Consider the following 22352-nt stretch of genomic DNA (forward strand, 5'->3'; position numbering starts at 1 on the left):
CTAGGCGTACTGATCGGGCGGTGCGCCGCCGAGGATCTCGACGCAACCCGTCGTGCCGTCCACCCGCACCCGCATACCGTCTCGCAGGGTGGTGGTCCCGGTACGGGTACCGGCAACACACGGCAGGCCCAATTCACGGCAGACGATGGCGGCATGGCTCATGGCACTCCCGACATCGGTGATCACGGCTTCGGCAAGCGGGAACAGGGAGGCCCAGCTGGGATCGGTCGCCCGGCACACCAGCACGGTGCCCTCGTCTATGTCCGCCTCGTCGAGATCGTGGATCACTCGCACGACGCCCTCGGCGATCCCGGCGCTGACGCCGAGACCCTCCAGCATGCCGGGCCACCGGCCGGCTTGCGTTGTGTCGATTTGCGTTGTGTCGTCTTGCGTTTCGACGGCCGGGGCGGTGACCTCGACCGGGGGTTCGCCGCGCCAGACGTGTGGAAGCACGATTCGGTCGAACGCCGCGTGTTCACGCCGGCGCCGGCCCACCAGCTCGGGCCAGCGGTCGCGATCGCCTTCGGCGATCTCGTCGATGGTCAGAAACCGGATGTCCGCGGGATCGTCGAGCACTCCGGCATCGGCCAGGTCACGACCCACAATCCGCGATGCCGCTCGGGCGCCGTCTACCGCTCGCAACATGCTGGCACGGCCGGTCTCACGCCAGGTCGGCGCGTGTGCGGCGAAGCGGACGAGAGCCCGCGCCGGTATGGCACGGATCGGGCCGAGCGCCTGTTCCAGGCGCTGGACCGCCGCGGCATGCTCGTGCCGGCGGCGGACTACCAACTGATCCACGTCCTCGGAGGCCTGACGCGAGCGGTAGGTCGCCGCCAGCTCGAGGATGGGCCGCGAATCCTCGCGCCACACCGTCGATTCCACCAGTCCCTCGCGCGGCCCGTGGTAGCCGTGCCGGCGCAGAAAATCCTCGACTGTGATCCGGTCAGCAGACAACCGCCACAGGTCGCGGACCAGATCGAATTCGGCGGTCCCCTCCTCACTCTTGATCAGTTCGTGTTGCAGGCCCTCGAGACCGGCATTGATCGCCAAAGTCTCGACCCGCCCCATGACACCTTGGCACGCCATCGACAACACCATGTGAATGACCAGAATGGTCTCGAACCGTCGGCGCGCTTCGACCAATGCACGCACCGCCGAATCACCCCGGAGCCCTTCGTGTTCGAAGACGGTGGCTCGCCACCATCGCGCGGTCTCATCAGCGCATGGCTCGAGGGCGCGCATCGCACGTCGCAGCGCGACCGGAAATTTCGCGATGACAAAGGGATATCGGCGCATCTTACGCAGGCCGGTGGGCTCGGGGTCCCCTCCGCGCTGCACCGAGCCGAAAAGCTGTGCTTCCATCAAGGCAGCAGATCCGCCCGGCACCCGTGCGGCCATTCGGCCCATCTGGTCGAGGTTGGCGATGGCATGACCGTAGGCCACAGACAGAAAGCGAGCGTCGACGTCGTCGGGAATGGGCCGCTGCGACTTCGGCAGCACACCCAGGTCCACCCAGCAACCGCGCATGGTGGCTTCGGTCGGCGGAAAGTACATGGACCAGGTCAACGGCGTGACCGTTCCGGGCAAGCCCTCGTCGACATTGGCTGTGGTCCAACGCAGCCGGGTACCGGGCCAGTGCACCGGGCTGGCGGCCAGCACATCGGGCGTGAGGTCAGCTGCGGGTTGCGGCTGCATATCAGCGCACCTTCGGCGAAAGGTGAAGGACTGTCGGTAGGGCGAGCACAGCCGAGGGGCCGTCGCCGATCGGTACACGGCGAACGATGGCAGACCGATGCATGCTCCAAGCATATGTAATCGCGATTAAATTCTTCGCAAGGTCGGGCGATCTGCCCGTCCCGGCGCGAAAGTGCGCTTGCCGAAAGATCGTAACGACTGCAAGCAACAGTGCGTCTCTTGACAAGGGACATTCTGTCCTCAATAGTGGGCGGCGTCACTGTCCGCAAAGGAGCCCGTCGTGTCAGTCGCCGCAATGTCCGAGGCAGGGAAAACCGGAGCGACGTCGATCCCGGTGGTCAACGATCTGAGCATCACGCTGCTGCCGGGGCGACAAAGCAGTTCACTGCCGGGACTACACGAAGCGATCGACGCGGAACGCCTCGGTTTCAAACGGGCTTGGTTGCCGGAGCGCTACAACGTCAAGGAAGCGGGTGTACTGCTCGGCGCGATGGGCGCCGTCACGTCGCGGATTCCGCTCGGACCGGGCCCGTTGTCGATCTCCTCTCGACCTCCGATCGTGATCGCCTCGATCGCGGCAACCTTTCAGTCCCTGTTCGGTGAACGCTTCATGCTCGGCCTGGGCCGCTCGAACGCGCTGTGGTTACAGGGCCATGGGTTCACCGAGCAGGGATACCGGGCCACGATCGACCGCGCGCGCATCATGAAGCAACTGTGGGCGGGTGAAGTGGTCGACTATGACGGACCTGCCGGTACCTACCGGCGGCTGACGATGATCGACCGCCCTGAAGGCCTGAGCCCACCGCCCGTGGTGTTCTTCCATCTGGGCGGCCCCGCTGCTTCTCGAGCGGCGGCCGACCCGGTGTGGGACGAGATAGCGCTGTGCAATCTGGTCAGCGCCGAAGCGATGGCCGAATCGATCGACATAACCAAAGCCGAGGCGGAACGCCAAGGCCGCGACCCCGATTCGCTGCACTTCATCGCCCCGGTCACGACGGCACCGGACATGGACGAGCTGGAAACCCGCGCCATGGTGGCCGCCCGGATCGTGATCGGGATACAACTACCCGGCATGGGCGATCGCCTCATAGAGCTCAATGGGTGGGATCGCGATGTGGTCGAGGACATCCGCAACCACCCACAGTTCGCCGACATGAACCGCGCCCTGATCGACCACAGCTTTCACCGCACCGGACTGCTGGGTCCCGCTGAACTTGTCCCCGAACGCTGGATGCGGCACAGCGCGGCAATCGGTTCGAGCGAAGAGGTGGTTGCCAAACTGCGCGAGTTCAAAGCAGCGGGCGCCCACGAGGTCGACCTCTACGGCTCCACGCCGGCGCAGAACGTACGGGTAATCGAACTTTGGCGCACCACTGCCGATAGCAAATCGGAAGCGGGACAACATGTCTGACAGCGAGGAAGTTACCCTATTGCAGCCAGAGGCACTGATGGCTGCGGCCTGCGCGCAGACGGGCCTGACCGACTTCCGCGACGAAAACTTCCGCGAGCCCCTAGCGCAGTTTCTCGCCTCGGCGCGTGCGGAAGCACGCATGAGCGATATCGGCGTGGCGACCCTGGCCCAGGACGTTATCCGGCTGCTTGCCAATCGGCTGCTGCTGCAGGCCGACTTCACCGCTCATCCCGAAATCGCCGCTGAGGATGCCGCAGACCCGATCGTGATCGTCGGCAATCCACGAACGGGCACCACGAAGTTGCAGCGCATGCTCGGCGCGCACCCCCACATCCAATCGGTGAAACTGTGGCAGATCCTGTTTCCCGGTCGACTGCCCGGCGATCCCGATCCCCGCCTGGGCCTGGCCACAGCGTTTCAGCAGCAGCTCACCGACGCCTTTCCGGCATTCATGGCCGCCCACCCGATGGTGGCCGACGAACCCGAAGAAGAAGCGCTGCTGTTGCAGATGACTTTTGACCGGGTCGGTGCGCACAACTGGTTTTACCGCACACCGACCTATCACTCCTGGCTCAAAGACCGCGACCAGCACGCCGCCTATGCCTACCTGCGCGAGGTGTTGCAACACCTGCAGTGGCAGGGTGGCGGCCGGCGCGGTCCGTGGGTGCTGAAATCGCCCCTGCACACCGGGAACATCACCACATTTCTCGAGACATTTCCGCGGGCCACGCTTGTCCATTGCCACCGTGACCACGTCAAGACGGTGCCCTCGTTCTGTGGGCTCGTCGAGCTCATCCGGATGTCGCGCGGTCAAGAGGTGGACCGGGACGAACTCGGCGCGTTCCTGCGCGACGAATTGGCCGAACACTGGCGCCAAAACCTGGCCGCCCGAGCCGCCCTGCCCGCAGAGCAGATCCTCGACGTCGGCTTCGACGAAATAGTGACCGACCCGATTGCGGTGATACACAAGGTATTCGCGGCGCGCGAGGATCGGCTCGACGAGGCGGACGCCGAGACGATGCTGAGATGGAATCTCGACAATCCCGCGGGAAAGTACGGTGTTCACCACTACTCGCTCGAGCAGTACGGGTTGTCCGCCGATTCCGTCCACGATGCGTTCGCGGATTACTACGCGCATTTCGGACGGCTGCTGCCATCGGTAGCGCTCCGGTGAAACTCCCCGGCATGCACGCGGTGGTCACCGGGGCCTCACGGGGCATCGGTGAAGCGGTCACGCGTGAACTGATCGCACGTGGTTGCCGGGTGACGATGGTCGCCCGAACGGTCACGGCACTAGACACCATCGCCGCCGAGACCGGCGCCGCGGCTGTACCCATGGACCTGGCCTCCGGCGGTGGAATGGACACGGCAATTGCCGGCATAGAGACCCAGCACGGTCCCATCGACATCCTGATCAACAACGCGGCCCTGGGCGACGTTGCGCCGTTTCTCGAGCTACCGGTCGACGCGAGCCGACGCCATATCAATGCCAACCTCATCGCCCCCATGGAAATGACGCGACAGGTGCTACCCGGAATGGTCGAACGCAGACGCGGCACCATCGTCAACGTCTGTTCCCTCGCGGGCGAGATCGCGACCCGTAACGCAGCTCCGTACGCCACGAGCAAAGCCGGCCTGAGCATGTTCACCTCGTACCTGCACAGAGAACTGCGCAAATCACCGGTGACCCCCTTGCTGCTCCTACTCGGCGAAGTCGACACCGCGATACTCGAGCAGGTCCGCGCGGACCCGGTGATGAGTATCGTCGCCAAGCGGGTGGGCAAGCTGCGGGCGCTGACCCCACAGCAGGTGGCGACGAAGCTGGCCGACGCAATCGAAAAAGACAAGCGGATCCTGGTGTTACCCCCCGCTGCCCGCCCCATTCTGGGCGTGCGCCACGTTCCGAGCCGACTGATGGATCTGGCGATGATCGGTGTCCGGTGAGCCCGCCGATAGCATCACGTGATGGCTTCAACCGGTCCAGCACGCCGCCGCACGTCTGCAGAGGTCGTGGCGCTCATCCTCGCTGCCTCGGAGCGGGTGTTCCATGAGAAGGGCTACCTTGCGGCAACGACCGATGAGATTGCGGCAGAAGCCGGGGTGGCACGCTCGGTGCTCTACCGGCATTTCGCGAACAAAGCGGACCTGTTCCGCAGGTCGGTCCTGCTACCTTTCGTCGAATTCTTGCGGGACTACGGCCGGGCTTGGCGCTCACAGCTCGAATCGCCCTGGCCTGACGAGCGACTCATGCAGACCATGGTCGGGCTGTTCTACGACAGCTTCGAAACCCACCGCGACACGATCCTCACCATCGCGATCGCCGCGGATGACATCGATGCCGAAACCAACGCCTACCTCGAGACCGAACTCGACGAGTTCTTCGCCACCATGCTGATGATCAGTGAGAACGAGATCCACCGGCGGCCCTGGATGTCGCTGGACGGCCTGGACTTGACCATCCGGCTCACGCTGGGTTCCGTCGCCGCTGCGGTCGTGTTGTCGCGGCTGTTCATGCCACACGGCACTGCTCGCCCCAGCCGTGACCAAGTGGTTGATCACATTGCGCGAATGACACTTTGGGGCCTTCGGATGCGTGATCCCGACGAGGTCGCGCAGGGATGAACGCTGCCGGAATTACCGCTTAGGCGCCTAACTCTGCACGGCGACAGGCTGTTTGATCAGCCGGCAGATCTCGGCTGAGGCCTCGATGGTGGCTTCGGGCTCGACCGGTACCAGGATCGGACCGAAATCAGCGACCAGATTGATCGTGGAGCCAGCTTCGACGAAAGGCCTTATCTCCTTGGCGATATCGTCGGGAGTGCCATAGAAGAAAGTCCTACGCACCATTTCCGGCGTGACTCGGTCCGTGACCGCTTTGATCTCGTCAAGCGTCATCGAATTGGGCTTCATGTGGAAGGCGTAATGCCAGTCGAGCGGCATCACCGGCTCGATTCCCTCTGGCTCCCAATCCCGTTGGTTGATCCGACCACCGGTCGCCGCGTACCACTTCACCAGCGGGTTGTCGACGTACTGTTCGAAGTCGTCTTTGCTCTTGGTGATGAATGCGATGTGGTGCAGCGCGAAATGGAATGTGTCGTCGCCGCGACCCAGGTCGTTCAAGGTCTGCCGGTGGCCCTGCACCAACTTCTCGAAGCGTGCGGGGTCGGCGTAGACGAACGGGGCACCGGTGCCGAAACCGTCGGCGTATTTCAGTGCCATCTCCGTCAGCCGAGGTCCGCCGCCCATCGCGATGACCTCGGGCCGGCGGTCCTTACCGGCGTTGCCGATGAACGCATCCTCGAGTTTGAAGATCTCGCCATCGAAACTGACGGGTTCGCGGGCCGTCCACAACAGCCGGAGCACCTGCAACGTCTCGTTGAGCCGCTTGAGACCCAGTGAACGCTTACGGCCGAAAGGCCCGATGTTGCGCATCTCGCCGGCTCCCAGCGACAGCAACGCGGGACCGGACGTCGACGAGGCAAGGGTAAGCATGGTTTGCGCCAATTCCGGTGCGTCGCGCCGCAGCGCGTCGGTGCATATCGCAAAACCCAACCGGTCGACGGCGCTGAGCGCGAACGCCATCGTCGCGAAAGGATCTTGCAGAGAGTCGATGTCGGGGAATTCCGCTGCCAGCGGCGTGTTCTCGGGAGTGAACAGCTTGTTGGGCCACCAGCTGGTCAGCTGGTCCCAGATCACCGCGTAGTCGATCTGGCCAGTGGCCTGCAACGCTGCCGCGTAAGGCCCCGCGACTTTGGGATCAATGTGCCTGGATGCCCAGATACCGATGCCGGCACGGATTTCGTTCATGAGTGCTCCCACCTGCGACAGTGCTGCGGCGACAATATGGCCAATTTGTAAAGCCATATTGTGCAAACGTAGGTGCAAGCATCGCGCGATGTCAACAGTTACTCTGCTGCTTATGGCGAGCATCAACGTTTCCCCGCCCACCGCACGCGACGCGGCACGTGGCCAGGTTCTGGACGCGGCCCGCCGCTGCTTCCTGCGCGACGGATTACGCGCCAACACCATGGAAGACGTGGCACGCGCCGCGCAGACATCGCGGCAAACCGTGTACAAGTACTTCTCCGGGCGCCGCGAACTGATCGAAGCCGCGATCGCCGCGCGCATCGCCGAACTCGCCGACGACATCCTCGCTCACGACTGGAGCGCGACCACGTTGGTCGATGCGTTCGTGGCCCGCACCGCGGCCATCGTGCAGTCCATCCGCGACGACCATGAACTGGGTGTGTTGCTCGGTGAGGGATCGCCGCTGACTTTGCACGAAGCGCTGTGGCAACCGTCGGTACGGCAGCGCGGACTGGCCGACTGGCGGCCGTGGCTGCGAGAAGCCAGACGTGCCGGACTGATTCGCGGCGACGTCACCGACGACGATCTCTACGACTGGTTGCAGACCGTGCTTACCTCGGTGATTCTGCGTCCCGATCCCGACCCACCCTACGAGCGAATGCTTATCGAGACTTTCCTACTGAAGTCGTTGCGCGATGGCTGATTGACACAGGCCGGCCGGCCAGGCCGCTACCGCGCCCGGAGCAGGGCACGAGCCTGCTCGGTCGGCAGGCAGGACCAATCCTCGCCACCCGCAGTGAGCCCGTCGAAGCTCCATCTCATGCCCGCGCACAACTGGTAGGTGCGGTCATAGACGGGCCACACCAAGGTGTTCAGACTTGTCCCAGCGGCATCGAGCACACGGCCCCGGTCGTCGACGGCGTGCAACTCCGCGCGTCGGGCGCTCAGATCGGGCCCACGCTCGAGGACACGGCACGTCCCACCGGTGACCAGCCCACTCTGCCCGTCTCTGCAGTAGAAGCCGAAGGCAACGCTGTCCTGGACCCCGAGAACCGGATCCCGTTCGGGCCCTTGGGTACTCACCGAAAGCACCGAGAAATAATTGCGCTCCGACGCGCAGCACCACATCAGTTCCATCCGCCGCGCGGCAACCGCATCGCGCGGACCCCAAGACCGGTCGCGGATCGACGGCTGGTCAACCACGAGCGTCTCGCCGCCCACGGTCACCGTTCCCGTCATCCGGCCAAACTGCTGATAGTGGCCGTTGGTGAAGCCCTCTTCCGCTGTCGTCCATCCGTCCAGACCCTGGTTCTGGCCGAACGCGAATGGGTCGGTAAGTCTGCGCCACTCCAGATCAAGGTCCAGCGCGCCGCGGTGGCGGATCCGGAAGTGCCCGAAAGGCTCGATCATCTCTACCGACAGCCCGTTTTCGAGAGTGAAGTCGAACATGTCCGCCCCGGCGGGAAGTGCGAGATGCCGGTTGTAGTCATAGCCCAGGCAGTCGTACTCGCTGCTTCCGGACGGATCCCAGACCTTCACACCGCCGGAAGACAGATTCATGTTCGGCCGATGGAAGAAGTACACGTAGATGGTGGTCCGGCGCTCCGGCAGGACGACGCCGAACCAGGCGCTCTCATTCCAGTGCGGATGGGCGCTGCGGGCATGGAAGTGTTCGTCGGCGGCGTCGATCTGGATCGCATGGGTTTCCACGCTCATCTGGTCTTCTCCTGCTGCGTATCGGCGCTTCTACTTGACGAAGATGTCGAGGCCCACCAGAACCAAGAAGACCACCAGCACGTAGGCCTCGAAGAGCGCCCGTAGGGCGAGCGGCGCGGACCGCAAATCCATGAAGTGGACCCCGATCAGGCGAACCTTGAACAGCGCGATGCCCACGATGATGATCGCACCCACCGAAGCGAATCCGGCGCCCTGCTCGATGCCGACCAGAAACGATCCGAAAGTCAGCACCAGCAGCAGTACCCACACCAGCGTTACGCGACGGGTTGCCGTCATTGCCGTCATGCCGGTCACCTCACCAGGTAGAACAGCGCAAAGAGGACGACCCACAGCAGATCGACCATGTGCCAGAAGATCCCGCCGGTCTCACACAGTCGCGCCTGCTTATCTGCGAACTCCGGCCGCCGGACAACGACGATCAACCGGCTCAAGATCGCCATCCCGATCAGCACATGCAACAGGTGGATACCGGTGAACATGAAGTAGTACGAGAAGAATTCCCCCGCTGCCCACACCTTTGTGGGCAGCGAACAGCTGGGTCCATTCGACAGCCTTGACGACGACGAAGCCGGCTCCGCACGCCAACGCACCCGCGAACAGCCGCCACGTGTCGGCCCGCCGTCCGGCGAGGACCCGCTGGACCGCCAGCACCACCAACAGCGAACTCGACAGCAGCAGAACGGTATTGATGGTCCCCAGCGCGACGTGCAACTGCGTGTGGTCGCGCGCGAAGATCTCCCGATTCTTGCCGCGGGAGAACATGAAGGTGGCGAAGAACAAGGCGAACACCGTCATGTCGCCCAGGACGAAGACCCAGATTCCTTCTTCGCCAGGGATTTTCCGCGAGGAATCGGCGGCTGCCTGGTGCACCCGCGATTGCTTGATCAAGGTCATCGCTGCAACTGGCTCCGTCGTAACTCATCCCCGGATGCCACCGGTTCGATCGGCTCGTCCTCGGAGACACCGACAGTCGCCCACAGCTGCCACGCCATGGTCAGGAACCAGACTCCGAAGAAAACCGCCACCAGCCAGAACGCCAGCAGACCGTTCCACGCGAACACACCGTTCTTGAACAACACCACCAAACCACCTGCGGCGAAAAGGAACCCACACCATACGTTGAAGTAGCCCAGCCAGCGGGGCCAAATCTGGTGCTTGGCACCGAAGATGGCAAATCCGATGGCCAAGCACTGGATGGTGGCGGCCGGCCAGTTCATGACGAAAGGCAGCCAGCCGAGGTCGTTGAGCGCCTGGGTGATCTGCGGATCACGCTCGGGACGGTAGGACGCCGCGGCGAAGAAGAAGACGGGCATGATGATCGCCATCACGGCCAGCCCGACCCCGACGAGCTCGGTATAGGCAAGCGCGGAGTATCGGCTACCCTCCATCTGCCTGATCCGCACCGCGACGAGCGCACCGAACGGCGCCTGTAGGCCCGAACCGGTCAACATCAAGACAAGCCCCAGCCGTTTGAGACCGGTGTTGGTCGACCAGAATTGAGCTATCTGATTGGCGTCCCGCATCGGTGATATCGGCGGCAGCAGACCGATCATGAGCATCGCCGGGAACAGGCACAGCACGAACGCCGCGCCGCAGATCGCCATCGTCTTCTGCATGCCTGGTGTCATGACAGGACTCCCTTATTGCCTAGGTGCAATTCGGCTCAGCGCCAATGGAACTCGCGTGGTGGGTCGTCCAGGGCTGCCCTGGACGACCCACCACGGAGATGCGTCAGACCGAGGCTTCGTGCCGACTCGGTTTCGCGGCCGCGCCGTTGGCGAACACCACCGTCGGGCCGACGATCAGCGCCTGCGTCGGGTCCTCGGGATCGGTCGCGATTCCGTCGCCGGGCTGCACGCCGCCTTCTTCGCACATCTTCTGCCACATGTGCATCCGCGTCGAGCGCTTCGGCGTCAGCTTTCCGTAGGCAAAGATCCGCCACAGCGTCCAGTTCGGCGCCGGCAGAGACTGCGGACGCCCAACAAGCTTGTGCAGGACGAACATCCAGCCCACCATCATCGCCATCATGATCGTGGTGGCGACCCAGCGCGCCGCGACCGGCAGCGTCGAGTTGTGCGCGAGCAGGTGGATCCAGCCGATCCCGAAGTAGTTCATCATCATCCCGGTCGGTGCGATGAGCAACAGCCACAGCTTGTGCGCACCCTTCAGGCGCGGCACCGCGAAGGCCAGCATCGCGCCAATGGTGACGAACGAACCGCCATTGATGAAGCCCCACCAGTACGGGAAGCCGAGGAACTTGTAGGGCTGCACACCGTAGTACTCGTAGGTCCGCAAATTGATGCCGATGGTCTCCATCAGCGCGTCCGTGGCGATGCCCAGCCCCAACAACATATAGAAGTGCCGGACGTGCGCTCCGTTGCGGATGACGAAGTAGCAGAAATAGGCCTCTAGACCCAGGAACGCCACGTAGCACAACGGGATCAGCGCCGGAACGGTGATGCCGAAGTTGGTGAAGGCGGGGACCAGGTTCTTGGCCCAGTGCAAGTGGCCCAGCATGTCGAGCATCGGCTCGACCTGGCTGCAGATGAATCCGCTCGCGATGACCAGCAGCGGAATGTAGTTCCTGCTCCGCATGGCAGCTCTGATCGCCCATGGCAGCGCGAAGATGACCGCAGCGGCGCCGGCGACGAAGAAGAAGGTGATCTGGGCGGGAGCGCTGGCGATGAAGTCCCCAGGGCTCGGTTTGATGTTGGGTGGCCAACCCTCCTCGCCGACTAGCGGCCACCAACTGCTACTCATCAAATTCATCGAACTCATCGATATCGGACCTTTCTTGCTACCGACGACATGCATCGCAATTCGAGTGCGGGTCATCCGCGCCAGCCGTGACGGCATCCCCCTTGCTGGTGTGGACCAGCTCACACTAACATGATGTTCAGACAAGGTGTATACCTAATTTGAAATCCGCTTAGATTTGTTCCGGTGAGGCGCGGTGAGATGCAGAGATCGCGGGTAAGGTTTCGGCGATGACCGAGATGACGCGGCGCGCGGTCAGTCGGCGACGAGTGGCTGATATCGACACGTCGGCGGCGGAAAGCATCTTCGCAGCGACCGCTCGGTTGTTGGCGCAGCAGTCGTTCAACGACATCAGCGTCGCCCAGATACTCACCGAGGCCGGAGTGTCGCGGGCGACCTTCTACTTCTACTTCGCTTCGAAGTTTTCCGTACTCAGCGTGCTGCTCGAGCGCGCCATGAACGACATCTTCGAGACCGTCCAGCCGTTCTTGGCGCGATCACCCGATGACCCCCCGGGGGCTGCCCTGCAGCGAAGTATCCGAGCCGTCACCCAAGCCTGGCATCGTCACCGTCCGGTACTGCAGGCGGCGAACCATCACTGGCACTCCGAGCCGGAGTTGCGCAAGCTGTGGTTGGCGATCACCGAACGATTCATCACCGCGGGAGCCGTCGAGATAGATCGCGAACGTGCCGCGGGGATCATCACCTCGCGCGTGCCGAGCAGAACCCTGGCCGCAACGTTGTTCTGGGGGACCGAACGCGTGCTTTACATCGCCGGGCTCGGCGTTGAACCGAGCCTGGTCGACGAGGAAGCCACCGTCGAAGTGCTGGTCACCATGTGGCGCGGCACCCTCTACGCGTCCTGACGCGCATTCGTCGATTCGGCGGTCGTGGCAACGCCGAGCATCTCGGCGAGGTCGACGAATTTTATCCGGGGCCGGCCGGCTTGCTCGCCGCGCCGACGCTCAGCCTCATCGATCGCAAGCCAACCCTGCCAGTCCACCCGTTCAACGCCCCGCTCGACCAGCAGTCCCGCCAGCGCGTCCGGCTCATCCAACTCGCGGTCCAGCAGACCCCTGTCGAAGTCCGCCCACAGGCTGGCCACGGATTCTTCGGCGCAACTCCGGTTGGTGCCAATGACGCCGCGCGAACCGCGCTTGATCCATCCGGTGACGTACACCCCCGGGGCGGGCACCCCGTCCTCGCCGAGGACACGACCCCCGTCGTTAGGCACCACACCGACGGCCGCGTCGAAGGCGACGCCGCCGATCGGCTCGCCGCGATAGCCGACCGAGCGCAAGATCAATCGGGCGTGGATCAAGTCCGTTTCTCCGCCAGGCAGACTCACCCGCAGACCCTGCGCACGGTCGTCACCGACTATCTCCAGCGGAGAAGTGAGGAACCGGAAGACAATTCGCTTGTTCTCCGGATGTCGCGGGCGCTCATTGAATTCGCGAGCGATCTCCAGTTTCATCGTCGTCGCCACGTCGTCGCCGGGACGCGGCTCCAAGTCGTCACTGTCGATGACGACGTCGACGCCCGGAAGTTGCCCGAGTGCGAGAAATTCGCCCACCGAGAATGCGGCGTCGCGCGGGGCGCGGCGGCCAATGATCTGCACTTCGCGAACCGCGCTGTCGGACAGGCTGTCCAGCGCGTGCTGGGCGATGTCGGTCTGCCCTAGTTGCTCGGATCCTTTGAGCAACACACGGGCCACGTCCAGCGCTACATTGCCGTTTCCGATGACCACTGCGCGCTCCGCGGACAGATCGAATGTCTGTCGGGCGTGGTCAGGGTGCCCGTTGTACCACCCGACGAAGTCGGCCGCCGGATAACTTCCAGGTAGCTGTTCGCCGCCGATGCCAAGATCCCGGCTCCGCGATGCGCCCACCGCATAGATCACCGCATGGTGGTGCGCCAGCAACTCCTCGTGGGAGATGTCCCGGCCGATCTCGACGTTGAGGTGGCAGGTTAAGGTGCGACTGGTCAATGCGGGGCCGAAGACGTCGACGACGGATTTGGTGTGCTGATGATCCGGCGCCACCCCGGCCCGCACGAGGCCGAAAGGTGTTGGCAGACGGTCGAATACCGAGATTTCCACTCCCGCGACCCGCGCTAGTGCACCGGCCGCGTAGCAACCCGAGGGACCCGCTCCCACGATGGCCACCCGCAGTGAACCGGCACCCACCGGCGCATGGGTGTCGACCGTCGACACAGCGCCGATCTCCAACGGCGTGTGCTCGAAGTATCGGGCGTTGATGTCCAAGTACCGCTGGAGATCAGGCGGCAGTTCTTCCTCGTAGTAGATGGCGTCGACCGGGCACTCTTCCGCGCATGCGCCACAGTCGATGCATGTCGCCGGATCGATGTAGAGCATCTCGGCGCCGATGAACTCGCCGGGGCCGCCGACGGGGCGAATGCAGTCGACCGGGCACACCGGTACGCAACTGGCGTCCTTGCAACAATTTTGAGTGATGACGAAAGTCACTGCGCCGCAATCCTCGATAGCCGGTGCGTTGGCCGATGGGTTGCGCCCTGCTCGAAGGCGGCCGGGCCCGCGCACAGATTATTTATTCTAGGTTCAATTTTCAGCCTAACATAAGTCGACTTATGGTGGCTACCGGCCGGCGCCGGCGACAGCGCTGTGGGCTACCCCCGGCGAGAGATGGCTAGCCCCGGGCAGTCAGCGCCGCTTCTCGAGCGGGCCGCTCCCCACGATCGTGACGTGCCGCAGCGACCACGAGATAAGCGGTGACACAGATCCAGACGAAGAAGATCGCGACGCCGATCCCCCAGACGACGATCCCGTTCCAGGCGAGCGGCCCCTCTTTGAAGAACACCACGAAGCCCGCGGGGAAGACACCTAGTACGGCGAAGAAATTCAGGTAGGCGTACCAGCGGGGATACACCGGCGACGAATTGCGGTCCTGCAGCACGATCACGCCGATGATCGCGTTCTGGATCAGCACGGTGGTCGTGGTGCCGATGAAGGTCAACCAGGCCACATCGTTGAGCGCCTGGGTGACTACCGGGTCGCGCTCCGGTCGATAGGCAACGCCCTGCCACAACATCAGCGGCAGGATGATCTCGAGCACCGTGCATGCTGCGGCTGCGAGCTGGGCGTAGACCAGGGTCCGCGGCGCCCCCTCGATGCGACGCATCTGGGCGGAGATCACCGCGTAAAACGGTGCGAGTAAACCCGTTCCGAGCATTGCGATGAACAGACCGATCCGCTTTGCGACCGTGTCGTGGGCGAACCATGCCGCGATCTGCGTCGCACTCAGCGAGGGCGCCGGCGGCCAGATGAAATGCCCCACCGCCAGCAGGCCGATGAAGAACAGCAGTGTCATCAACGGGCCGCACCAGGCGCACACCACCTGGTTGCGGTACGTCACAGCGGTACCCCTTTCCGCTCGCCGGCCAGCCGGGCGACCGCGGCGCGCAGCTCCTGCACCTGGTTCGCCAAATCATCTTGGGCTGAACCGCTTTCGGGTCGCGCACCCGAGGTACCGATCGCCTTCAGCATCAAGACTGACATGGTGATCATCCAGATCGCGAAAACGGTCAAAGGGAGATACCAGGTGAACAACCCGTTCCACGCGAACGGGCCGTCGTGGAAGAAGACCGCGATCGTCCCCGGCGTGAACAGCACCGCCACCCAGTAGTTGAGATAGCCTGCCCACCGGGGAAACACCGGGTCTGGGAGTCCGTCGCGGGTGTCGAGGAAGATCGCGGTGCCGACCGCAACGGTCTGCAGCATCGGCGTCGAGGTGATGCAGACGAACAGAAACCATGCGGTGTCGTTCATCGCGAGCAGGATCTGAGGGTCTCGGGCCCGGTAAGTCATGGACTCCCAGATGATCAGCGAAATGATGAACTCCAACACGAACAGCGCGCCGACGGCCAGATTGGTGTAAGCCAGCGCCCCGACGCGCCCGCGCATGCGCAACATCAGAACGGTGATCGCCGCGCTCCACGACGCGAGCAGCGCCGCGGCAAATACCGAGACGATCATTCCGATCCGGATCCGCACGGCATTGTCGGTGAACAGCTGCCCCAGCTGCGCACCGGTCAGTTTCGGGGACGGTGGTGGAATGAAGCCGGCGATCACCCAGAATCCGGCGAAAAAGGCCACGAGGCAGGCGATCCCGCTCCAGGCGCAAATGCGTTGAGCCGTGGTGTTCATTCGGTGGCCTCTCCGTTGAGGTGTGTTACTTCTCGGCGCGTTTGATCAGCTGCACGGTGCCGGCGGACCCGTCGACCCGGACGAGGTCGCCGTCACGCAGTACGCGAGTTCCGGTGCGGGTGTTGACCACACAGGGCAGCCCGAGCTCGCGGGCCACCACCGCCGCGTGGCTGAGGACGCTTCCGATGTCCACAACCAGCGCGGACGACACGAACATGATGGACGCCCAGCTTGGGTCGGTGGTCGGGGCGACCAGAATCTCGCCGGGCTCGACTTCTACCACCGCCGGGTCGTGGACCACCCTGACGGGTCCTTCCACCACACCGCTTCCGGCGGCAATCCCAGTGAGGCTCACCTCGTCGGCGGAAGTGTCGTCCGGCGCCTGGATCTCCGTGGGTTGCGGGGTGCCGCGCCACCATGACGGCAGCTCGAGGCGCTGATACTGCGCGCGTCTTTCGCGACGGCAGCTGACGAGTTCCCGCGCAACTCCTTTGTCGGCGGGCGGATCCCCGACGATTTCATCGACGGTCAGGTAGAAGACGTCACTGGCGTCGGCCAAGACACCGGCCTTCGCGAGATGCTCGCCGACGCGGCGCGCAGCGGCTCGAGCCACGTCGAGTGCCTGCAGAAACGAAGCCTTCCCCACCCCGCGCAGCGGAACTGTGCGCGCGGCGTGGTTGAGCAGCAACCGAATTGCGGGCCGTGCGGCGGCGGGCAACGCCGCGAGCACCTGCGCCTGCATCGCGGGCAGGCGGTCGCGGGCCGCCCGCTCCCGGGCCAGCGGGCCGGCACTTTCGTCGATTGCTGCGTAGCGCTCGATCACAGCCGCCAGCGGGGAAGGATCCTCGCGCCAGACGCGGCTGGAGATCTCACCTTCCAAGGGTCCGTGGAAGCCCTGGTTGGCAACCACCTCATCGAGGGTCAACTCACCACGCGAGGCTTTCCAGATGTCCTCGATCATCGACATTTCGGCACCCCCGGTACCGGAGAGCACCCCGACGTCGCCGATGCCGGCGCGTTCAACCAAAGCCGTGAGCGCGTTGATCAACGGGGTGATCGCGGCGAACAGTGCGATACCGTGCGCGGTCATCGTCTCGGAGAATCGTCGGGTTGCGCCGTCGAAAATCGTGACAGCTCCGGCCAAATCGGTAGCTGCCAGCCGCGGTATCTCGGCCCGCCACCACGCATCGATCTGCGGTGCCAGCCGTCGAACCTTGCCCGGCATCGTCAACGCCGCATACGGCAGCCGGTAGGCGATGACGGGATAACGCCGCATCGTCGGCGCGAAGGTCATCGTCGGTGGGGCCTCGCCGAGCATGCCGGCGATCGCTACCTCGCCCGTGGTGCCGGGCATCCGGTCGCCGACGGCGGCCAGCCACTCGGTCCGCATCGCGATACGTCCGTAGAACGTGGTGATGATCCGATCGGGTCCAGGCGGCGGCTGGAGACGTTCGGTCTTGTCGAATACCCCGATCGCATAGGACAGGTCGCGGCACATGCGGTCGCCGATGTCCGACCAGATCGACCAACCCAGGGGGTGTGGCGACACCTGGCAGCGCCTCCCCCACACATTGACTGTGGACCAATGGGTTTCATCCCGGCCCGGTTGATGCAGCGGATCCCATCCGGCGGTCATGCTTGGCGTCACCGGAGTTTGAGTGATCGCTCGGTGTGGCCGTAGCCTATCTCACCGTCCCACTCGAACCGCGACAGATTCTCGAAGTTCGCGGTCGCGGTGACGGCCGGGTCGTAGCCGATGCAGATGTCGTTGGGCCCGTCGAATCCGTTGGGGAGCGGATGAAGGATCTCCGCGCTGATACGGTGCTCGCCCAACTCCAGCACATAGGGCTCGGCATGTTGGGAGCGTTGTGTCAGCACCGGCGAGTTGTGCAGTTCCACCGCGGTCAGCGTGCCGTTCTCCTGGATTACGGCACGCGTCAGGTACTGGCCGTTGACCACCAGGTGGAGCAGGATGAACCCGCGCCCACTGGGAAAATTCGCCCAGGACCAGATGTGGCTGGAGAATATGGTGAAGTCCCGCGCGCCGCTGGTGTGGTCGCGCAAGCCGTGACCGTCGAACGGAATCGACTGTCCACCAACGGCGATCGTCCCCTTGACGCCGACGAGCTGCTCGTAGTGCAACTTGCCCCACTTATGGGCATCCTCGACCTCGCCCCAATCCCACACTCCCCCAGAGCAGTCCAGGGTGAGATCGAACGCTACGCGTTCGTGGCGCTGGTCGGCGACCATGCCGTCATAGAGACGGTCCACGGTCGTGCGTATCGAACCGCCATCGCGACTCATTCGCCACTGCCGGAACGGCTCGACACATTGGAAGGCCATGGTCGCTCCCCCGGGGCCGTGCGGTGTCTCGCTGCGGCCATAACCCTTGTTGACCAGCCGGTCGCCGTCGGGCAGGTACACGATGGAAAGCTCACGCCACAGCGTGGAATCGAAAGGAGCGCGGCCCAGATGCGTCCACAATCCCACTTGGCTGCCGGGGTCGTAGGCGACGAAACAGTAGTTTTCGGTCCACAGGGGGATGTTGTCGGGGTAGCTCTGCGCTGGGAACTCCCGCTCCGGTTCCAGGCCGTGCGGCAACTTCAGCGAGGCGCTCATGGTCGTGCCTCGCTGGAATCCCATGCCAGCACCAGCTTCTCGGGCCCCCGCGGAAAAGCAGCGCGTCACGCTCCCATTCGAGTTCTTCGATCCGCAGTCCGCGCAACCGGGTGAGCAGGGCTTCGACGCCGATGCCGATCACCGCGCGGGCCATGTGTTGTCCCGGGCACTTGTGCGGACCGTGGCCAAACGCGAGGTGATCAGATGGCACGTCGCGGGTGATGTCGAAGGACTCGGCATGCGGACACCAGCCTTCGTCGTGATTGGCCGCTGAGAGGTACACCATGATCGGCGTATCCGCCGGGATGTGGTGGCCACCGAGCTCGATGTCCTCGGTGAGCAGTCGGTGGGTGCCGTGCACGGTTCCGATGTAACGCAGAATTTCCTGGACAGCGTTGGGCAGCAACGACATATCCGATTGCAACGCAGCGAGTTGGTCTGGGTGCAGCAACAACGTCGCCACCGCGTTACAGATGGACAGCGCGCTGGTGTCGTGGCCGCCGACGTAGATACTCCACAGGTTGGCGATCAGTTCGTCCTCGGTCAGCGTGCCGTCGTCGGTGTCGGCGATCATGCTGTTGACCAGATCGTCTTCCGGTTCGGCACGCCGCTTGGCGACCAGACCCCGAAAGTAGTTGTCCAGCGCGATCATCGAGTCGTTGGCCACTTTCAGCTGGGTGGCGTCCAGCGGCAGCATCTGGATACCGAGTTTGAAGCCGTGCATCCACTCGTGGATGTCGGCTTCGTCCTCGTGCGGGACGTGCAGCAGTTGGCTGATCGCCGACAGCGGTAGGGGTGAACCGTAGGCGGCCATCAGTTCGACCCGGCCGGGTCCGCCGCTCGGATCGGTGAAGGCATCGATCAGTTCGTGAGCGCGGTCGGTGATCACCGGCCGCAGGCTGTCGACCAGGCCGGGACGAAAGTTGCGCTGAAACGTCTTGCGCACCCGGGTGTGATCGTCTCCCGCCTTCATCAGGACACTGTCGGCCATGATGGTGAAATACGGTTCGTCGATGACACCGTCGCCGTGCCGCATACGTTGGAACTGTTCCCAGCGCAGGTCACCGTCTCTGCGTGCCAACACCTTCCAGGCCGGGTCGTGTCCGGTGACGACGAAGGAGCCGAGCGCGGCCGCGTGGAACACCGGATCGATCTCGCGCAATCGTGCCAGGATCGGGAAGGGGTCCACCGCCAAGTCCGGGTCGAGCGGGTTGAACACGAACTGATCGTCCTGCGTGGTCATCGGTTTCTCCATGCCTCGATCAACTTGGCATTCTGGCCGGGTGTGCTTCCGTACGTGGCGATTTCGTCTGCACCGGCGTCACGGAACCGCTGCAGCGAGGTGACGCACTCGTCGACCGATCCGATCGCGCAACTGTCGATCATGTACTCGTCGGGGATCAGTTTGGCAGGCTCCAGCAATTGGTGGCGGTGGTAAAGCCGGTCGGCCACTTTCTCGTTGGCGGCCAGCTGGCGGTGCGCCCGGAGCTGGTGAATCACCGCCATATCCCAGCCGTTCTCCTCGATCAACGTCTCGCCGTAGCCGGGATACTGCAGATAGCCGACCGCTCGGCCGTGCGCCAACGAACGTGTCTCGATGTCGTCGAGCCCGGGCGCGGTGATGACCGCCTGGCAGATCCGAATCGTGGTGGGATCACGGCCGATTCGTTCACACGCCACCTTGATGCGTTCGACCGCGTTGGCGGTGGCCTGGGGGGTCAGCACCGGCGGCAGCAGCACTCCGTCGAACGACGAAGCCAGCAATGCCGCCCCCTTGGGTCGGGCGAACGTGCCGAACCACACGGGCGGCGGCGGACCCGGCACCGTCTCGGAGAAGGCCAAGGCCGGGAAGCGGCCCACGGGTCCGTCGTAATTCACTGTCTCGCCGCGCCACAGCCGGCGGAGGATGTCGACGTAGTCGGCCATCTCTGTGTAACTCGGCATTTTCAGGCCCATGTCATTCCAGATCGCATCGGTGCCGCGTCCGAGGCCGAGCGTGAACCGGGGGCCGTAGCAGGCCTGCATGGTGGCCGCCAGCGCCGCCATCAGCCAGGGTTGCCGGGTCGGGGGGCACACCATTGCGGTGCCCAATTCGATGCGGGAGGTAAGCGCCGCCGCACCGGACAAAATCACGTCGGCCTGTTTGATATCCCAGCGTTCGGAGAGGAAAACAGCTCGGAAGCCCAGCTTTTTCGGCTTCGACGGCATCTTGGATTCCCTGCGCGGGTGTGCGCTGATCGGACTCGTAGTCCACGTCGCCCTGCACCGCGCTCACCGCGCCCGAAATCACGTAGGCGCTGAGGTCGTCGACGACCTCACCGACTACCCCGTCGTTTATCGTCATAGCCACCTCGACAACCCAATTGGCACCCGTCTCCACCCGACGCGGGGGTGCACTGCGATCCTTGACGCAGTATGTACAGTAGAAGCCATTCTTACACTTGTAAAGAGAAAGCTCGATGACGACAGATGAACGGCGCCGCCGCGGCCCGAAACCGACGCTGAGTCGCGAGATGGTGATCGAGGCCGCACTGGACCTGGTGGACGCCGAAGGACTGGCGGCGTTGAACCTTCGCAAACTCGCCGGGCGCATGAAGATCAGCGCGATGACCCCCCTACCACTATTTCGAGGACAAGGCCGACCTGCTCGCGGCGATGGTCGGGCATGCGCTCGCCCCGCTGGCCAGCGACCTGGACCCAAACCTGGCCTGGGACGACCAGATTGACGCGGCGATGCACGATTTCCACGACACGTTGAAGCGTCACCCCGGCGTGGTCGAGCTGATCATCGCCGAGGCCGACACGGTGCGACTCGACGATTTCCGGCAGGCGCTCATCACGACGCTGCGCAAGGCCGGCCTGTCGCAGGCCCACAGCGCCGACGTGTTGCGCTCACTGACCAGCTACATCCTGGGATACACCTTGCTGGACCGGCTCCGGCCCAAGCAACCCGGCCGCCCCGACCCGCCGGCCTCCTTCGATACGGGGCTGGAAATGATGATGCGCTCGCTGCGCGAGGACGTCGCCGCGCGCCAACGCGCCGGCAAACCTCGGGCGGGCCGAACTCGTGCGGGGACGACGTGAATCCGATGACCGCTGCCAAACCCATGAGTTCTCAGCCTGATATTTCCCTGGACCACAACGTCGCCACCCGCGACGACATCGCGCGGTGGAGTGAGACGCGGTGGAACGGGTGCTGGAACCCGGACCAAGGCGTCGGGCTCTATCTGCATGCCGGCCGCCATCCCACCGATCTGGCCATGTGGTGGGTGCAGGTTGTCGTTTACCTGCCCAATCGTCGGCTTACCGTCGACCGTCGTTGGGGCCGCAGCACCAATCCCCTCGGTGTGACGCTCGAGGGATTCGATCTCACCATGACACCCGCCGGATGGACGGCACGCTTCGACAGCGTCGCACAGTTGACGACGATCGACAGCTTGGCACTGCGCCACGAGGGCAGCGGGGCACCGCTTGCGACCGTCACGTTTGACGTCGAAGCGATTGGGCGCCAACACGAATGGGACATGTATTCGGGCAGCGACACGCGGCTGGATTTCGCGGGCGAAAAACACATCCAGCAGGGGTTCACCACCACCGGAACCGTGCGGGTAGGCGACGAGGTGTACTCACTCGACGGCATCGGTTTCAAGGACCACTCAGCCGGGAAGCGGGATTTCACCGGCTGGCACCGCCATCATTTCATGATGCTGGTCCACGATGACTGGACCTGCCACGCGGTCCGCATGCTCACACCCGACGGGGGCGGTCATACGCTCGGCGCGCTGATCCGCAATGGAGTGCAGCACAAGGTCACCCGCTTCGAGCTGGCCGAGCTTGCGGACACCGCGGGCGGACCGAGCACCGGTGATGTGCTGATCGAAATCGACTCGGGTGAGCGCCTTGAGTTTTCGTCGGAGTTGCGCCATGCGCTGCCGATGCTGATGACAATGGACAACGAATATGTCAACGGCATCGACTGGCAACTTGCCGACGATCCGATCGTCCTCATCGAGGGCAAGGCGAGACTCGTTGCGTCCGACGGATCGATCGTGCACTGCTTCCACGAGCGATCCGCACGGCGCAGCCTGGTCAGTCGACCGATCACCGGAGAGCAGTAAGACGATCCGCGCGCACCGGATACGC

At 64.1% G+C, this 22352-nt stretch carries 23 protein-coding genes; 8 read left to right on the forward strand and 15 right to left on the reverse strand.

Features of this window, described 5'->3' with window-relative positions:
* On the reverse strand, nt 1–1695 hold the full coding sequence (locus tag L6444_RS22360) for a PEP-utilizing enzyme (RefSeq protein ID WP_236977323.1): 1695 nt from the start codon (nt 1693–1695) through the stop codon (nt 1–3).
* A 295-nt stretch (nt 1696–1990) separates the two neighbouring features.
* Here L6444_RS22360 and L6444_RS22365 point away from each other — a divergent pair, with 295 nt between their 5' ends.
* From L6444_RS22365 to L6444_RS22380, 4 genes are read left to right on the forward strand one after another with little or no spacing between them, the layout of a single operon-like run.
* Complete coding sequence (locus tag L6444_RS22365; RefSeq protein ID WP_236984335.1) at nt 1991–3106, forward strand: TIGR03857 family LLM class F420-dependent oxidoreductase; 1116 nt, start codon at nt 1991–1993, stop codon at nt 3104–3106.
* Entirely contained in the window at nt 3099–4280 is a 1182-nt protein-coding gene (locus tag L6444_RS22370) for a sulfotransferase family protein (protein ID WP_236977325.1), read from the forward strand. Before L6444_RS22365 ends, L6444_RS22370 begins: the two co-directional genes overlap by 8 nt.
* Nucleotides 4281–4291: 11 nt before the next feature.
* The gene (locus L6444_RS22375; protein ID WP_236977326.1) at nt 4292–5050 is read left to right on the forward strand and encodes an SDR family NAD(P)-dependent oxidoreductase; all 759 of its coding nucleotides are present in this window, start codon (nt 4292–4294) and stop codon (nt 5048–5050) included.
* Nucleotides 5051–5071: 21 nt separating this feature from the next.
* Complete coding sequence (locus L6444_RS22380; protein WP_236977328.1) at nt 5072–5728, forward strand: TetR/AcrR family transcriptional regulator; 657 nt, start codon at nt 5072–5074, stop codon at nt 5726–5728.
* Between the two features lie 27 nt (nt 5729–5755).
* Here the strand turns inward: L6444_RS22380 and L6444_RS22385 are convergent, their stop codons facing one another.
* A complete protein-coding gene (locus tag L6444_RS22385) occupies nt 5756–6913 on the reverse strand; it encodes an LLM class flavin-dependent oxidoreductase (protein ID WP_236977330.1) in 1158 nt (385 codons plus the stop codon).
* 112 nt (nt 6914–7025) lie between these two features.
* Between L6444_RS22385 and L6444_RS22390 the strand changes: the two genes are divergently transcribed.
* Entirely contained in the window at nt 7026–7616 is a 591-nt protein-coding gene (locus tag L6444_RS22390) for a TetR/AcrR family transcriptional regulator (RefSeq protein ID WP_236977332.1), read from the forward strand.
* A gap of 26 nt (nt 7617–7642) precedes the next feature.
* Here L6444_RS22390 and L6444_RS22395 read toward each other — a convergent pair whose 3' ends face one another.
* From L6444_RS22395 to L6444_RS22420, 6 genes are all read right to left on the reverse strand, one after another.
* Entirely contained in the window at nt 7643–8629 is a 987-nt protein-coding gene (locus tag L6444_RS22395; protein ID WP_236977334.1) for a DUF7065 domain-containing protein, read from the reverse strand.
* 30 nt (nt 8630–8659) lie between these two features.
* Nucleotides 8660–8935, reverse strand: coding sequence for a cytochrome C oxidase subunit IV family protein (locus L6444_RS22400; protein WP_236977336.1), 276 nt, complete (start codon nt 8933–8935; stop codon nt 8660–8662).
* Nucleotides 8936–8940: 5 nt separating this feature from the next.
* Nucleotides 8941–9102, reverse strand: coding sequence for a cytochrome c oxidase subunit 3 family protein (locus L6444_RS22405; RefSeq protein WP_236984337.1), 162 nt, complete (start codon nt 9100–9102; stop codon nt 8941–8943).
* The gene (locus L6444_RS22410) at nt 9035–9544 is read right to left on the reverse strand and encodes a cytochrome c oxidase subunit 3 family protein (protein ID WP_236984645.1); all 510 of its coding nucleotides are present in this window, start codon (nt 9542–9544) and stop codon (nt 9035–9037) included. The genes L6444_RS22405 and L6444_RS22410 overlap by 68 nt, the downstream gene beginning before the upstream one ends.
* Nucleotides 9541–10278, reverse strand: a complete 738-nt coding sequence (locus L6444_RS22415; protein ID WP_236977337.1) for a hypothetical protein — start codon at nt 10276–10278, stop codon at nt 9541–9543. The genes L6444_RS22410 and L6444_RS22415 overlap by 4 nt, the downstream gene beginning before the upstream one ends.
* Before the next feature lie 103 nt (nt 10279–10381).
* The gene (locus L6444_RS22420; protein ID WP_373877982.1) at nt 10382–11410 is read right to left on the reverse strand and encodes a type 1 periplasmic-binding domain-containing protein; all 1029 of its coding nucleotides are present in this window, start codon (nt 11408–11410) and stop codon (nt 10382–10384) included.
* Nucleotides 11411–11637: 227 nt separating this feature from the next.
* Here L6444_RS22420 and L6444_RS22425 point away from each other — a divergent pair, with 227 nt between their 5' ends.
* Nucleotides 11638–12273 (forward strand): TetR/AcrR family transcriptional regulator, encoded by a 636-nt coding sequence (locus tag L6444_RS22425; protein WP_236977338.1) that lies wholly within the window; start codon nt 11638–11640, stop codon nt 12271–12273.
* Here L6444_RS22425 and L6444_RS22430 read toward each other — a convergent pair.
* The 7 genes from L6444_RS22430 to L6444_RS22460 all read right to left on the reverse strand — a co-directional run bounded on the left by L6444_RS22430 (nt 12261) and on the right by L6444_RS22460 (nt 20417).
* Nucleotides 12261–13892: an FAD-dependent oxidoreductase gene (locus L6444_RS22430; protein ID WP_236977339.1), complete on the reverse strand. Its 1632-nt coding sequence runs from the start codon at nt 13890–13892 to the stop codon at nt 12261–12263. The two genes, L6444_RS22425 and L6444_RS22430, sit on opposite strands and share 13 nt — an antisense overlap.
* A 181-nt stretch (nt 13893–14073) precedes the next feature.
* Complete coding sequence (locus L6444_RS22435) at nt 14074–14799, reverse strand: hypothetical protein (protein ID WP_236977340.1); 726 nt, start codon at nt 14797–14799, stop codon at nt 14074–14076.
* Nucleotides 14796–15539 carry a hypothetical protein gene (locus tag L6444_RS22440; RefSeq protein WP_236977341.1) on the reverse strand — a complete coding sequence of 248 codons (744 nt, stop codon included), beginning with the start codon at nt 15537–15539 and terminating at the stop codon, nt 14796–14798. The genes L6444_RS22435 and L6444_RS22440 overlap by 4 nt, the downstream gene beginning before the upstream one ends.
* Before the next feature lie 76 nt (nt 15540–15615).
* Nucleotides 15616–17139 carry a PEP-utilizing enzyme gene (locus L6444_RS22445; protein ID WP_236977342.1) on the reverse strand — a complete coding sequence of 508 codons (1524 nt, stop codon included), beginning with the start codon at nt 17137–17139 and terminating at the stop codon, nt 15616–15618.
* 95 nt (nt 17140–17234) lie between these two features.
* Nucleotides 17235–18014: a hypothetical protein gene (locus tag L6444_RS22450; protein ID WP_236977343.1), complete on the reverse strand. Its 780-nt coding sequence runs from the start codon at nt 18012–18014 to the stop codon at nt 17235–17237.
* 10 nt (nt 18015–18024) lie between these two features.
* Nucleotides 18025–19452 (reverse strand): cytochrome P450, encoded by a 1428-nt coding sequence (locus tag L6444_RS22455; protein ID WP_236977345.1) that lies wholly within the window; start codon nt 19450–19452, stop codon nt 18025–18027.
* Complete coding sequence (locus tag L6444_RS22460) at nt 19449–20417, reverse strand: TIGR03857 family LLM class F420-dependent oxidoreductase (protein ID WP_236977346.1); 969 nt, start codon at nt 20415–20417, stop codon at nt 19449–19451. Before L6444_RS22460 ends, L6444_RS22455 begins: the two co-directional genes overlap by 4 nt.
* A gap of 447 nt (nt 20418–20864) precedes the next feature.
* On the opposite strand from L6444_RS22460, the gene L6444_RS22465 reads away from it, so the two are divergent.
* Nucleotides 20865–21293 carry a TetR/AcrR family transcriptional regulator C-terminal domain-containing protein gene (locus L6444_RS22465; RefSeq protein WP_236977348.1) on the forward strand — a complete coding sequence of 143 codons (429 nt, stop codon included), beginning with the start codon at nt 20865–20867 and terminating at the stop codon, nt 21291–21293.
* Between the two features lie 335 nt (nt 21294–21628).
* Complete coding sequence (locus L6444_RS22470) at nt 21629–22327, forward strand: DUF7064 domain-containing protein (protein WP_236977350.1); 699 nt, start codon at nt 21629–21631, stop codon at nt 22325–22327.
* The last annotated feature ends 25 nt before the right edge of the window (nt 22328–22352 follow it).

Origin of the sequence: Mycobacterium kiyosense, from assembly GCA_021654635.1 — a bacterium.
Classification (GTDB): domain Bacteria; phylum Actinomycetota; class Actinomycetes; order Mycobacteriales; family Mycobacteriaceae; genus Mycobacterium; species Mycobacterium kiyosense.